The sequence below is a fragment of the Leeia oryzae DSM 17879 genome, from assembly GCF_000376945.1.
GTDB lineage: Bacteria > Pseudomonadota > Gammaproteobacteria > Burkholderiales > Leeiaceae > Leeia > Leeia oryzae.
The window spans coordinates 76,160-90,279 of record NZ_AQXU01000020.1 but is presented as its reverse complement, the minus strand read 5'-3'; the positions used below and the strand labels follow the sequence as shown (position 1 = coordinate 90,279).

Genomic DNA, 14,120 nt, shown 5'->3' with positions numbered 1-14,120 from the left:
TATAGGCAGAGAGAGTGTCGGTGTGTGATCTATCTGTTTGATATAACGTCTGTTTTTATCTTTTATGTGGCCTACAATACATTGTAAAAGCCCGTGTGCATTTATCATCATACATGGCTTCGGGATTGTATTTTATATCGTTTAGTATATACTCAAAAATAATATATAAAAAAGTATATTAATGGAGATTCATCATGCAGCCGCAAATCCAGGCATTCTATGATAAGCCAACCTCTACCTATAGTTATGTGGTGTACGATGCGCTGGGCGGCCATGCAGCCATTATCGATAGCGTGCTGGGGTATGATCCCAAGTCCGGCAGAACAGATACCGCCAGTGCGCAAAAGCTGGTGGATTTCATCCGCGAGCGCAAACTCACCCTAGACTGGATATTGGAAACCCACGCCCACGCCGATCACATCAGTGCTGCCGCCTGGCTCAAAAAACAACTGGGCGGCCAAACGGGGATTGGCGCAAAAATCACCCTTATACAGCAAACTTTCAAGCAGCTATTTCACCTGGGTGACGACTTTGTCGCAGACGGCCATCATTTTGATCACCTGTTTGAAGACGGCGAGACATTCCCGGTGGGTAAACTGACCATGAAGGCACTGTCCGTGCCGGGTCATACACCGGCGGATGTGGCCTATCAGGTAGAAGATGCCATATTTGTCGGAGATACCCTGTTCATGCCGGATATCGGCACGGCGCGTTGTGATTTTCCCGGTGGCTCTGCAAGCGAGCTGTACCACTCTATCCAGAAGTTCTACCAGATGCCGCCGGAGACCCGGTTGTACATGTGTCATGACTACCCACCGGCCACACGCGGGCCGCTGTACCTGGTGACCGTGCAAGCACAGAAATCAGCCAATCAGCATCTGGCCGGCCACACCAGCGAGGCAGAGTTTGTCGAGCTGCGCCGTGGGAGAGACAAAACCCTGGATATGCCGGTGCTGATCTTGCCTGCCATCCAGATCAACATACGTGCCGGTGAACTTCCAGCGCCAGAGTCCAATGGCGTGTCGTATCTGAAAATTCCCGTCAATGCGCTCTAGGCATTGCTGCATCCACCCCAAGGAAATTCATGAACTGGTTAAAGAAAGTATTGAACATGCTCACAGGACAATCTGACGCTCCCTTGCCCGACAACGCCATCCTGATTGACGTTCGGTCTCAGGGCGAGTTTGAGTCTGGTCATATTGAAGGCGCCATCAGTATCCCGCTGGATAACATCAGCCAGAAAATCGGTAGCGTTGTCACAGACAAAAACACCCCAGTGATAGTGTATTGCCAGTCAGGCATGCGTTCTTCTGTGGCACGGCAAGCCCTGGCGTCTGCTGGCTACCAGCAGGTTGTTAACGGCGGCGGCGTGGGCGGTTTGTCCATGCGACTGCAAAAACGCATTGTGCGTGGTCGCTAATCATTCGCTTATCCGTCCGTGCAGGCAATCTGATTGCCCGTGCACCGGTCCGCACACCGCTTGAAACGTCATTCCGCATTGCACCAGAATTTCAGGGTATAATTGCCAGTTATTTTATATGACTAGCAAGCCGAGGTTTTGGTGTACCCACTGTTGCGCACACTGATGTTTACGTTACCCGCCGAGACGGCCCATCGTCTCAGTCTGGGCATGTTGGATTCTCTCGAAGCCATGGGCTTTGGCCGTGTACTCTCCGGCCATTCACCCGCCAACCCGGTCAGGGTCATGGGGCTGGATTTTCCCAATCCGGTCGGCCTGGCTGCCGGTCTGGACAAGAATGGGGATCATATTGATGGGCTCGCCGCGCTAGGATTCGGCTTTCTGGAAATCGGTACCGTCACGCCACGCCCGCAGAGCGGCAATCCCAAGCCGCGCCTGTTCCGTCTGCCCAGTGCAGAAGGCATCATTAACCGGATGGGTTTTAACAACGACGGCGTCGATGCCCTGATCGAAAACGTCAAACACAGTCACTACGGCGGCATTCTGGGGATCAACATCGGCAAGAATGCCGATACCCCTATCGAGAAAGCCACGGACGATTACGTGATCGGCCTGACCAAGGTCTATCAATACGCCAGTTATGTTACGGTCAACATTTCATCACCCAACACCAAAAACTTGCGCCAGTTGCAGCAAGCCGATGAATTTGGTGCGTTACTGTCTACGCTAAAGGCTACCCAGCGCCAGCTGGCAGACCAGCACGGCCGCTATGTGCCGCTGGCCATCAAGATTGCACCGGATCTGGAGCTGCCACAGTTGATCGAGATGGCCGACTTGCTCAAACGTCATCAGATGGATGCCGTGATCGCCACCAATACCACGCTGTCGCGCATCGGGGTAGAGCACCTGAAGCACGGTGCTGAAGCCGGTGGTTTGTCGGGTGCGCCGGTACGCCGCAAATCCACCCAGGTAATCCGCGAGCTGTCCAAACTGCTGGCTGGCGAGTTGCCGATTATTGGCGTTGGCGGCATTTTCGGGGCGGATGACGTAGAAGAAAAACTGGCGGCGGGAGCCAGCCTGATCCAGCTGTATAGCGGTCTGGTGTATCGCGGACCGACGCTCGTCAAGGAAGCGGTCGAAGCGTCACTGGCCTACACCCGCTCCAAACAACGGTAAAAGACATTTCAGCATGACTGCGACCACGCCCGTTTCTGCCGCTCAAATCGATGCCATCTTGCCGCAAACCCAATGCCGGCAATGTGGCTATCAAGGCTGTCTGCCGTATGCAGAGGCAATCGCGGCGGGCACCGCAGACATCAACCGCTGTCCGCCCGGCGGAGACGCCGGTATTACCGCACTTGCCGCCCTGACCGGACATGCTGCCAAGCCGCTGGACGAGACGTGTGGCATCACCAAGCCGTTACTGGTCGCCAAGGTAGACGAAGCCAACTGTATCGGTTGTACCTTGTGCATTCAGGCGTGCCCGGTGGATGCCATTGTCGGGGCAGCCAAACATATGCACACGGTACTGGCAGACCGCTGTACCGGGTGCGAACTCTGTTTGCCGCCTTGCCCGACCGAATGTATCGACCTGCTGCCGGCCGCAGACATCACCACCGAGTTCCCGATGCCACTGGGGCCGGTGCGTGCGGCTAAGGCCAGAACGCATCACCAGTTCCATTTGTTTCGCATTGCCAGAGACAAGCAAGAACGTGCCGCCAGACTGGCCAATGCCGCACCGATACCCGCCGCCGCTGCCAGCGAGCCGACTTCTCCTGCCAATGCGAGGCAAGCCGCGATTCTTGCTGCCATGGAACGCGCAAGACAACAGCTGGAAAAACCCAAATCATGACTGCGGTGTGATACCGTCTACGCATCCATAGCCGAAAGGAAGGCGAATGAGCGACGCAGCAGCACAAATCACAGCCATCCGTTTAGCATTCCATCATGTCACCGAGCGTGGTGGCGGACCAACCCTGCGCGAGGCCGATGTCATCCGTCAGTATGGTCCGGCCAATAGCCGTCGTGAAAATGCCCGGGCGCTGGATAACGACAAGCGCTGGTGGCAGATTTCCGATGCCTCGTTCGACAAAAGCATTAACCCGTTCCCGCATCTGGATGACAAAGCCTTTGTCTACTATATGCCCGCTATCCTGACCTGGTGTCTGAAAAACCACGACCGTGCCATCAAGCACAAGCTGTTGGCCAGCCTGCTGGATGCGCTGGTGATGCCTACCCGCTGGGATCTGGTCGATGCACAGAAAAAGCGCTTTGCCGCATTCAACCGAGAACAGGCCACCGTCATTGCTGCATGCCTCAAGTTTTGGGCCGGGCTGGACAATGCCGGTTTGTCCAAGGCGCAAGACGCGCTGGACAGCTACTGGAAACAGTTCGCCTGAGCGTATCGAGGGGATATGGCTGGTGCAGGTTAGGATTAGGGTCAGACAATAGAAATCCGGGCCCTAAAAGCACACAAGCCGAAAGCGGGCTTTCGGCTTGTGTTTGCATCCGTCAGACTTGCACGGATTATTTGCGGCGACGGAACAGCGGAACAGGGCGGTCCACCGTTGCCTGATAAGAATCAGAAAAGTCATTAAAGCTGGCCAGTGCGGCTTCAGCATCACGACCATCCGGAATCACAAAACTGTCAAAGCCGCAGCGCGCCAGGTAATACAACTGGTCACGCTGGATGTCACCCACGGCACGCAGCTCGCCTTTAAAGCCATATCGTTCGCGCAGCAAGCGGGCAATCGAATACCCGCGGCCGTCTACAAACGACGGGAAGTTAATGGCGATCAGCTTCAAATAATCCAGGTCATCTTTCAGTTCAGATGGCTCTGCATCACCTTCCAGCAAGACGCCGACTGACGTGTGGCGTGCCTTCAGGTGATGGCGTTCATCCAGCCAGCAGGCCAGCGGTACAATGGCATCGCCATCTTCATGTACTTCATTGCCTTCGCTATCCGTCAGGATAACGCTGGTATCGTCCAGAATCTGCCCGTTTTTAATTAGCTTTGGCATAGACACGCTCCTTGAAGGGCTCAATGCCGAGCCGTTGTACAGAATCAATAAACCGTTCGTCGTCCTGGCGCAGGTCCAGATAGACCTTGATGATCTTCTCGATCACGTCTGGCACTTCATCTTGTGCAAAAGACGGGCCAATCACCTTGCCCAGGCTGGCTTTGGTACCCAGCGGGTCGGTACCCTGATTGCCACCCAGCGAAATCTGGTACCACTCGCTACCGTTCTTGTCCACACCCAGAATGCCGATGTGACCAATATGGTGGTGGCCGCAAGAGTTCATGCAACCGGAAATGTTCAGGTCCAGTTCACCGATATCAAACAGGTAATCCAGATTGTCAAAGCGCTGTGCAATGCCTTCCGCAATCGGGATGGATTTGGCATTGGCCAGCGAGCAGAAGTCACCGCCCGGGCAGGCAATCATGTTGGTCAGCATACCGATGTTCGGGTTGGCTACCTTGTTGGCTTTGGCAGCTTCCCATACGGCAAACAGGTCAGACTGGCGAACATCGGCCAGAATCAGGTTCTGTTCGTGTGATACGCGGATTTCACCATAGCTGTATTTGTCTGCCAGATCTGCAACCGCATCCATTTGTGCATCGGTTGCGTCGCCTGGTGCAAACCCTACACCTTTCAGTGACAGTGTCACCGATGCATAGCCGGCACGTTTGTGCGGGTGTACATTGCGGGACACCCAGCGTGCAAAAGCAGGGTTTTCTGTCTTTTGCTGTTCAAAGCCCGCATCGTTACCACTGAATTGCTCGTAGTCACGCGGCTGGAAGTAAGCATTAACGCGATCGAATTCTTCCTGGGTAATGCGACCCGGACCATCCTTGAGGTATTTCCATTCTTCTTCCACCATGTCGGCGAAAGTTTCCGGGCCCAGGGCTTTTACCAGAATCTTGATACGTGCCTTGTATTTGTTATCACGACGGCCAAAACGGTTGTACACACGCAAAACGGCATCACAATAGGTCAGCAGGTCCTGCCATGGCAGACCTTTCTTGATCATGCTGCCGATAATCGGGGTACGGCCCAGGCCGCCACCCACAATCACGTTGGCCAGTACCTGACCATTGTCACCGGGTACCAGCTCAATACCGATATCGTGTACATAGATGGCGGCACGGTCATGGGTTGCGCCGTTCAGGGCCATCTTGAATTTGCGCGGCAGGTAGGCAAATTCCGGGTGGAAGGTAAACCACTGGCGCATGATTTCAGCGTAAGGGCGCGGGTCGATGATTTCATCGGCGGCCACACCGGCAAACTGGTCAGAGGTAAAGTTGCGCACGCAGTTGCCAGAGGTCTGGATGGCATGCATCTGCACAGTGGCCAGTTCTTCCAGGATATCCGGTACGGATTCCAGCGTTGGCCAGTTGAACTGGATGTTCTGACGGGTAGAGAAGTGGCCATAACCACGGTCATAGGTACGGGCAATGTGCGCCAGCTTGCGCAACTGCTTGCTGGACAGCAGGCCATAAGGGATGGCGACACGCAGCATTGGTGCGTGACGCTGGACATACAGACCATTTTGCAGACGCAGCGGGCGGAAGTCATCTTCAGACAGTTCGCCTGCCAGATAACGGCGGGTCTGATCCCGGAACTGACGTACCCGGTCATCTATCAGACGCTGGTCGATTTCATCATAAATATACATGCTATTTCCTGTAATTCAGGCGGGTGACTGCATCAGATGGCGTTTACCGCAGTGTTGCTGGCGTGGAACTGACTATCTGCTGCAAGAATGCTTTGTATGGACTTGGAACGCGCGATTATAGCAAACCCTTAGAAATCAAAAATAGAATCATTACTGATATGTATAGAACCATAGGGAATATAGAGGTGATTCCTGAGGAGAAAACGCGTGCTTTTCATCCTCATTCGCGTGTCGGAGAACATCTCGTCCAGCGGAGTTTCTGGGTTCAGAACCCGACGTCAGATGGCCCATGATACTGGATATTTTTGCTGGCAGAAACCGCTTGCTGCGTTGCAGTGAAATTGCTTCACATACCGAAGCATCCGGCGTAAAATCAAAGGGCGAATTATGTCCTTTTCCAGACCGTACTTTAAAGAGCGCTTTGCGTGTGCCGCGAGTGTTTTGCGGGTACGAGACCATGCTGGCCGGGCGTGATCGTACGCGTCGGGTGTTCACCCGGGGGACGGAGCTACGCCTACTAGCTGTCGTATAACCCCTTAGCATCTGGCTAACAAAATAAGTGCCTACATAACAAGGATTGCAGCCGTGTTAGAAGCTTACCGTCAACATGTGGCCGAGCGCGCCGCGCTTGGTATCCCACCGCTCCCGTTGTCTGCTGCGCAGACAGAAAACCTGGTTGAACTGCTGAAAAACCCGCCAAAAGGGGAAGAAGCATTCCTGGTCGACCTGATTACTCACCGTGTACCGCCTGGCGTTGATGATGCTGCCAAAGTCAAAGCATCTTTCCTGGCTGCTGTTGCAGAAGGTTCTGTGTCTTCTCCGCTGATCTCCCGCGAAAAAGCAACAGAACTGCTGGGCACCATGCTGGGTGGTTACAACGTCAAGCCAATGATCGACTTATTGGCCGATGCCAAGGTTGGCGCAATTGCCGCAGAGGGCCTGAAAAAGACCCTGCTGGTATTCGACTATTTCCATGATGTGAAAGTCCTGGCCGATGCGGGCAATGCCAACGCCAAAGCCGTGATTCAAAGCTGGGCCGATGCCGAATGGTTCACCAGCCGTCCGGAAGTCGAACAGAAAATTACCGTTACCGTATTTAAAGTACCGGGTGAAACCAACACCGATGACCTGTCTCCTGCGCCAGATGCCTGGAGCCGTCCGGATATTCCGCTGCACTACCTGGCCATGCTGAAAAACACCCGCCCGGGTGCTGCGTTTGTTCCGGAAGAAGACGGCAAACGTGGTCCGATGCAATTCATCGACGACCTGAAGAAAAAAGGTCATCTGGTGGCTTACGTGGGTGACGTGGTGGGTACCGGTTCTTCTCGCAAGTCAGCAACCAACTCGGTTGTCTGGGCGACTGGCCAGGATATCCCGTTTGTACCGAACAAGCGTTTTGGCGGCGTGACCCTGGGTGGCAAGATCGCCCCGATCTTCTTCAATACCCAAGAAGATTCTGGCTCACTGCCAATCGAAGTAGACGTTTCCAAACTGGAAATGGGTGACGTGATTGACGTTTACCCGTACGAAGGCAAAATCGTCAAAAATGGCGAAGTGGTCGAGAAATTTGCCCTGAAATCTGAAGTGATTCTGGATGAAGTGCGTGCCGGTGGCCGTATCAACCTGATCATTGGTCGTGGCCTGACCGCCAAGGCACGTGAAGCCTTGGGTCTGCCAGCTGCTACCGTTTTCCGTCTGCCAAAAGACCCGGTCAACTCTGGCAAGGGCTTCTCCCTGGCGCAGAAAATGGTCGGTCGTGCATGTGGTTTGCCAGAAGGCCAGGGCGTTCGTCCAGGTACCTACTGCGAGCCTAAGATGACCACCGTGGGTTCTCAGGATACCACCGGCCCGATGACCCGTGACGAGCTGAAAGATCTGGCTTGCCTGGGCTTCTCTGCCGATCTGGTCATGCAGTCTTTCTGTCACACAGCGGCGTATCCTAAGCCTGTTGACGTGAAGATGCACAAAGAACTGCCAGCCTTCATTTCAACCCGTGGCGGTGTAGCGCTGCGTCCGGGCGACGGCGTAATCCACTCTTGGCTGAACCGTCTGTTGCTGCCTGATACCGTAGGTACCGGTGGTGACTCCCATACCCGTTTCCCGATTGGTATTTCTTTCCCTGCGGGTTCCGGTCTGGTGGCATTTGCCGCCGCCACTGGCGTGATGCCGCTTGACATGCCTGAGTCTGTACTGGTGCGCTTCAAAGGCGAACTGCAACCAGGCGTTACCCTGCGTGATCTGGTCAACGCGATTCCGCTGTACGCTATCAAGCAAGGTCTGTTGACCGTGGCCAAAGCCGGCAAGAAGAACATCTTCTCTGGCCGTATTCTGGAAATCGAAGGCTTGCCAGACCTGAAGGTTGAACAGGCATTCGAATTGTCTGATGCATCTGCAGAGCGTTCTGCTGCCGGTTGTACCGTGCACCTGAACAAAGAGCCGATCGTTGAGTACATGAAGTCCAACATCACCCTGATGAAAGTGATGATTGCTGAAGGTTACCAGGATGCTCGCACCCTGGAACGCCGTATCAAGGCCATGGAAGACTGGATTGCCAACGGTGAACTGCTGAAAGGCGATGCCGATGCCGATTACGCAGCCGTGATCGAAATTGATCTGGCTGACGTGAAAGAGCCAATCGTTGCCTGTCCGAACGACCCGGATGACGTGAAATTCATGTCTGAAGTGGCTGGCACCGTGATTGACGAAGTGTTCATCGGTTCTTGCATGACCAACATTGGTCATTTCCGTGCCGCGTCCAAGCTGCTGGAAGGCAAACGTGACCTGCCTGTGAAACTGTGGGTTGCGCCACCGACTAAAATGGATGCCCAGCAACTGACCAAAGAAGGCCATTACGGCGTATTTGGTACCGCGGGTGCCCGTACGGAAATGCCTGGCTGTTCTCTGTGTATGGGTAACCAGGCGCAGGTTCGCGAAGGCGCTACCGTCATGTCGACCTCTACCCGTAACTTCCCGAACCGTTTGGGCAAAAACTCGAATGTGTTCCTGGGGTCTGCAGAGCTGGCCGCCATTTGTTCCAAACTGGGTAAAATCCCGACGCTGGAAGAGTACCAGCAAAACATGGGTATTCTGAACAAGAGCACTGCTGAAGTTTACAAGTACCTGAACTTCAATGAAATCAGTGACTTCCAGGACGTGGCAGATACCGTCAAGGTGTAAGCCGGTTCCGGATGTGTGGCAGGCGGGTATTGACGTTTAACGTTGGATACCCGTTAGCCACTACCCATAAAAAATGCCCCGCAATTTCGATTGCGGGGCATTTTTTATGATGGATCCAGGTGGAGAAGGTCAGCTGGGGGCAATATCTCTTCGTACCCGTTGTATGTGCTGTTCCAGATAAAACGCGGCTGCATTTTCATCCCCGCGGGTCACAGCTTCATAGATCAGGCGGTGTTCGGCAATGTAGAGCTGAATTTCGGTCAGGTCGTAAATACTATCGTTTTTCAGGCGCTGCCATAGTGCCTGATCCATCCCTTTGGCAATTTCGTCAGCAATCTTTACCAGTAGCGCGTCTCCCGTCATGACGGCCAGCTGCCGATGAAACATGCGGTCACATTCATTCCACAGCGCCCGTTGTTCCGGGTCGTTGATATCGACGATTTTCCCCATCAGTTTCAGGTAATGCTCAGCTGTGGCATCGCGTCGGCCTTGTCGGGCGGCCAGTCTGGCGATGCCGGGTTCCAGTATCAGGCGGGTATCGAGCATGCTGGAAGGGCTAAAGTCAGCCTCCTTGCCACTGGTTTCCTCTGTCCCGTTACCATACAGCAGCAGGTCTTGGGCTTGCGCCGCCACATACGTGCCCGAGCCGGGTTTGGTAATGACCAGACCTTCATTCTGCAGGGCGCCAAGCGCTTCTCTGACCGCAGGCCGGCTGACCTTGAAGCGGGAGGATAGCTCGCGCTCTGAGGGTAGGCGGCTTTCCGGCGCAAAACGTCCGCTCTGTATTTCCGTGCGGATTCTGGCCGCGACCTGTTCGTAGATCTGTTTGGGTTTGAAATTATCCGGAATGCTTTCAATCGGCATGGCTGAAGTGCTCATGAATTTGACCAGTTGATTGTAACTTACCCCCTGTTTTTTGGCCAATCAGACCAGATTGGTTTTATTTTTGCACAAACCGGTTGTGAAATTGACCATTTATTGGTTATTATTAAACCAGTTTCTGGTAATCCGGAAAAAAACAGAACCAATTTGGAGCGATAACGATGAACAGTAAAGCGCTGGCAATGCTTGGTGCCGAAGAAACCGAGCGCTGCATCCCCGTCGAAAAGCTGATGGTTGCACTGTCGGATGTCATGCGCGAATACGAGCAGGGACGCGTGCATTGTCCGGAACGTCAGGTCGTGCCGCTGACCGGTGGCGTCATGTTGTCCATGCCGGCCAGTGCCGGGGATATTGCGATCCACAAACTGGTCAACGTCACTCCGGAAAACCGGGGGACGGAACTGCCGACCATTCACGGTGTGGTGATGGTCTATGACGCTCACACCGGCAAGCCGCTGGTCGGGCTGGATGGCGGGACCGTGACTGGTTTGCGCACAGCAGCTGTCAGCATGCTGGGCATCCAGAAGCTGTTCAAAGGGACACCATCTTCCTTCTGGGTTATCGGATCGGGCAAGCAGGCGATGGCGCATGCGCAGTTGCTATTGTTTTTGTACCCGATGGCAACCTTGTATCTACAAGGCTCCAGCGATGCCTCATCGCGGGCGTTTGTAGAACGTCTGGGTGAGCCAGGTCGTTGCAAGCCCGTGTTAAAAGAGCAGCCACAACCGGTTGCAGATGTCATTCTGACCCTGACAACCAGCACAGAACCGGTTTTCTCAGGACCGGTAAAGGCCGGTCAACTGGTGGTCGGCGTAGGGGCTTTCCAGCCAACGTCAGCCGAGGTCGCGCCAGACGTTGTACATGCCTGCCAACTGGTGGTGGATGATCTGGCAGGTGCAAAGCATGAGGCGGGTGATCTGATCCGGGCCGGAGTGGACTGGTCTGCGGTGCAATCACTAGCGAGTGTGGATTCCCGTCCATTGTCTTCAGAAAGCCCCATCTTTCTGAAAACGGTGGGCTGTGCTGCATGGGACCTGGCCGCTGGCCGGGTGGCTTGTCAGCAGTTGGGGATGTTGTAGGCAGTAAACATGGCGTTCATATCGACAATTTGCATACTTCATTAGCTATAACAGGAGAGAACAGTGGCTAACAAGCGGATAAGTGATTTTGGTTTTGGGTTGAAAGTAGCAGCCGTCGCAGTGGCTGCCTTGTCTTGTGGCGTGGTATTGGCTGATCAGGAAGTCAAGATCGGTTTTGCCTCTCCGATGACGGGCGCAGAAGCCAACTGGGGCAAAGATAACGAGAACTCGGCCAAAATGGCGATCGAAGAACTGAACAAAAAAGGTCTGGTGGCTGGCGGGCAGAAACTGCATTTTTCTTTGCAGTCCGAAGATGATGCCGGAGATCCGCGCCAGGGGACGGTGGTAGCCCAGCGTCTGGTGGATAGCAAGATTGTGGCCATGGTCGGGCATTTCACTTCCGGCGTGACGATTCCGGCTTCTCGCGTCTATCACGAAGCCAATGTGCCGCAGTTTTCAGTGGCAGTGAACTCTGCCTATACCAACCAGGGTTTCAACAACGTATTCCGTCTGAGCGCAGTCGACACCAAGGTAGGTCCGGCATTGGCCGAATTCACCAAAAAACAGCTGGGCGCCAAGACGGTCGCGCTGATTGATGACCGCACAGCCTATTCCCAAGGTCTGGTCGACCAGTTTGAAGCCGCTGCCAAGAAGCTGGGTCTGAAAGTGGTTCGCCGTGAATACACAGACCAGAAATCCACCGACATGCTGCCGATTCTGACATCGTTGCGTGCCTCTAAACCCGATGCCATTTTTGTAGGGCTTGCAGATGCACAGGCCGCCACCTTCGCCCGTCAGTACAAGCAATTGGGCCTGAAAGCCAAGATCATCGGCGGTGATATGTTCCAGACAGACCAGTTCCTGAAACTGGCAGAGAACAATGGTGAAGGTTTTATGTCGGGTGTGGCGGGTGGCGTGCTGACCCAGCGTGCGGAAGGCCGTACCTTCTTGCAAAAATATAAAGCGAAATATAACGCCGAGCCATTGGCGTATGGCCCGCAGCATTACGATGCCGTGATGATGATTGGCGAGGCCATCAAGAAGTCAGGCTCAACCGATGCCAACAAGCTGATCGGCGCATTGCGCAACGTGCAGTACAAAGGTGCGGTGACCGACTACGCTTTTGATGCCAAAGGGGATCTGAAAGCAGCGCCCATTACCATTTATGAAGTCAAAGCCGGCCAGTGGTTTGCCAAGTCGGTTGTTCACTAAGCGTGGTCTCGTGTAATCCGGAGATTGCGTAACCTGTCTCCTCGTTAGCCCAAGTCTGGCATCTGCCCGGATTTGGGCTTTCTTTTCGGTTGCGTGCAAGGGGCAGGGCACGTGCGCGCCGGTATTCATTTAATGGCATGGGTAAATCATCATGAGCAAGAAACAAGACATCATCGTGGTGGGTGCAGGTGTTGTCGGGATCTGTTGCGCCGCCAGCCTGCGGCGGGACGGACATCATGTCACGCTGGTGGATAAGGGTTTGCCGGCAAAATCAACCTCGTTTGGTAACGCGGGCGCATTTGCGGTAACGGAAATCCTGCCCTTGTCTGAGCCAGGCATTCTGAAAAAAGTCCCGGGCTGGTTGCTGGACCCGCTTGGTCCGCTCGCTATCAAATGGCGATATCTGCCGGGCCTGATGCCATGGCTGCTACGCTTTCTGGCGGCAGGTCGTCCGGCAAAAGTGCAGCAGATTACCCAAGGTATGCATGCCCTGCTGGCACGCGCAGAAACCGACTTGCTGACGCTGGTCCAGACGCCGGCTCTGTTGTCGCAATGGCATAAACATGGGGCGCTAACCCTGTATGACAGCCAAAAGGCGCTGGATGCAGATAACGCCAAATGGCAACGCAAGCGGCAGCATGGCTGGGCTTGCGAGACGCTGACGCCAGAGGCCCTGCATGCTTGTGCGCCCATGTTGAATGGCCAGATCACGCATGCAGTGCATACGCCTGCCTGGTCTTTTGTGGATGACCCCTACCTGTTTAGCAAAGGGATTGCCGAGCAGGCATTCCGGGAGGGGGTGTCCTGGATACAGAGCGAGGTCAGTGGTTTTCTGCAGAAAGAGGGGCGGGTTGTCGGGGTACGTCTGGCGAGTGGTAGCGTCATGCATGCAGATCAGGTGGTTGTGGCGACAGGGGTCTGGTCAGGGGAGCTGGCCAAGTCACTGGGGTACAACGTGCCACTGGAAAGCGAGCGCGGGTACCATGTGACATTACCCAATGCAGGCGTCAGGCTGGACAAATTTTTGATTTCAGCCGCTGGCGGGTTTGTCATTTTGCCCATGGGCAATGGGGCAATCCGTATTGCCGGTACGGTAGAACTGGCCAGCAAGCATGCGCCGGAAACCTGGGCACGTGCCAAGGTGCTGATCGGCAAAGCGCGCCAGCTGATTGGTGACTTTAATACGGAAGGGGCTGAATTCTGGATGGGCAACCGTCCTGCCTTGCCGGATACGCTGCCGGTCATTTCGGCTGCACCGCGTCACCCCAATGTGACATTTGCGTTTGGACACGGTCATCTGGGTCTGACCTTAGGGGCGACGACAGGGCAACTGGTGGCAAACCTGATGGCTGGCAATCCGGCAGGGTTTGATTATGCTCCATATGCCATCAACCGTTTCTGAGTGGCAGGGGAGCGTCTCCCGTTATGGACTTGAGTGGCCCGGTTTGCCGCCCAAGTCCATGAAAAACCAATAAATACATTGCTTATTCTGCTAATAAAGTGCATAGTAAAAGCCCGAAATTAATGTAACGTTGCTGTCAGGTTCTGTACCACGTTTTCTAACGGTATTTTTCCCCTCATCATCCTTCTGTTGCCTTGAGCTTCGGCCCTGTCAGGCGCTGTTTTCATCAACCGCTTGTGTTGCAAAATGGACTGAACCTTTTTCAGCCTG

General features: G+C 54.5%; 12 protein-coding genes. 9 read left to right on the top strand and 3 right to left on the bottom strand.

Annotated elements, in window-relative coordinates; genetic code table 11:
• Positions 1-194 precede the first annotated feature (194 nt).
• From F552_RS0106945 to F552_RS20000, 5 genes are all read left to right on the top strand, one after another.
• The gene (locus tag F552_RS0106945; RefSeq protein WP_018151009.1) at positions 195-1,055 is read left to right on the top strand and encodes an MBL fold metallo-hydrolase; all 861 of its coding nucleotides are present in this window, start codon (positions 195-197) and stop codon (positions 1,053-1,055) included.
• A 29-nt stretch (positions 1,056-1,084) separates the two neighbouring features.
• On the top strand, positions 1,085-1,420 hold the full coding sequence (locus F552_RS0106940; protein ID WP_083917444.1) for a rhodanese-like domain-containing protein: 336 nt from the start codon (positions 1,085-1,087) through the stop codon (positions 1,418-1,420).
• 138 nt (positions 1,421-1,558) lie between these two features.
• A complete protein-coding gene (locus tag F552_RS0106935) occupies positions 1,559-2,596 on the top strand; it encodes a quinone-dependent dihydroorotate dehydrogenase (RefSeq protein ID WP_018151007.1) in 1,038 nt (345 codons plus the stop codon).
• Between the two features lie 13 nt (positions 2,597-2,609).
• A complete protein-coding gene (locus tag F552_RS0106930; protein ID WP_018151006.1) occupies positions 2,610-3,272 on the top strand; it encodes an RnfABCDGE type electron transport complex subunit B in 663 nt (220 codons plus the stop codon).
• Positions 3,273-3,318: 46 nt separating this feature from the next.
• On the top strand, positions 3,319-3,819 hold the full coding sequence (locus F552_RS20000) for a DUF6714 family protein (protein WP_018151005.1): 501 nt from the start codon (positions 3,319-3,321) through the stop codon (positions 3,817-3,819).
• 127 nt (positions 3,820-3,946) lie between these two features.
• Here F552_RS20000 and F552_RS0106920 read toward each other — a convergent pair whose 3' ends face one another.
• Both F552_RS0106920 and F552_RS0106915 read right to left on the bottom strand, forming a co-directional pair.
• Positions 3,947-4,441 (bottom strand): DUF934 domain-containing protein, encoded by a 495-nt coding sequence (locus F552_RS0106920; protein WP_018151004.1) that lies wholly within the window; start codon positions 4,439-4,441, stop codon positions 3,947-3,949.
• Positions 4,425-6,098, bottom strand: coding sequence for a nitrite/sulfite reductase (locus F552_RS0106915; protein WP_018151003.1), 1,674 nt, complete (start codon positions 6,096-6,098; stop codon positions 4,425-4,427). Before F552_RS0106915 ends, F552_RS0106920 begins: the two co-directional genes overlap by 17 nt.
• A gap of 585 nt (positions 6,099-6,683) precedes the next feature.
• On the opposite strand from F552_RS0106915, the gene acnB reads away from it, so the two are divergent.
• Complete coding sequence (gene acnB / locus F552_RS0106910; protein ID WP_018151002.1) at positions 6,684-9,275, top strand: bifunctional aconitate hydratase 2/2-methylisocitrate dehydratase; 2,592 nt, start codon at positions 6,684-6,686, stop codon at positions 9,273-9,275.
• Between the two features lie 129 nt (positions 9,276-9,404).
• Here acnB and F552_RS0106905 read toward each other — a convergent pair whose 3' ends face one another.
• Entirely contained in the window at positions 9,405-10,154 is a 750-nt protein-coding gene (locus tag F552_RS0106905; protein WP_026182468.1) for a FadR/GntR family transcriptional regulator, read from the bottom strand.
• Between the two features lie 164 nt (positions 10,155-10,318).
• On the opposite strand from F552_RS0106905, the gene F552_RS0106900 reads away from it, so the two are divergent.
• The 3 genes from F552_RS0106900 to F552_RS0106890 all read left to right on the top strand — a co-directional run bounded on the left by F552_RS0106900 (position 10,319) and on the right by F552_RS0106890 (position 13,850).
• On the top strand, positions 10,319-11,236 hold the full coding sequence (locus F552_RS0106900) for a delta(1)-pyrroline-2-carboxylate reductase family protein (RefSeq protein WP_018150999.1): 918 nt from the start codon (positions 10,319-10,321) through the stop codon (positions 11,234-11,236).
• 63 nt (positions 11,237-11,299) lie between these two features.
• The gene (locus tag F552_RS0106895) at positions 11,300-12,448 is read left to right on the top strand and encodes a branched-chain amino acid ABC transporter substrate-binding protein (protein WP_018150998.1); all 1,149 of its coding nucleotides are present in this window, start codon (positions 11,300-11,302) and stop codon (positions 12,446-12,448) included.
• A gap of 151 nt (positions 12,449-12,599) precedes the next feature.
• A complete protein-coding gene (locus F552_RS0106890) occupies positions 12,600-13,850 on the top strand; it encodes an NAD(P)/FAD-dependent oxidoreductase (RefSeq protein WP_018150997.1) in 1,251 nt (416 codons plus the stop codon).
• Positions 13,851-14,120: the final 270 nt, after the last annotated feature.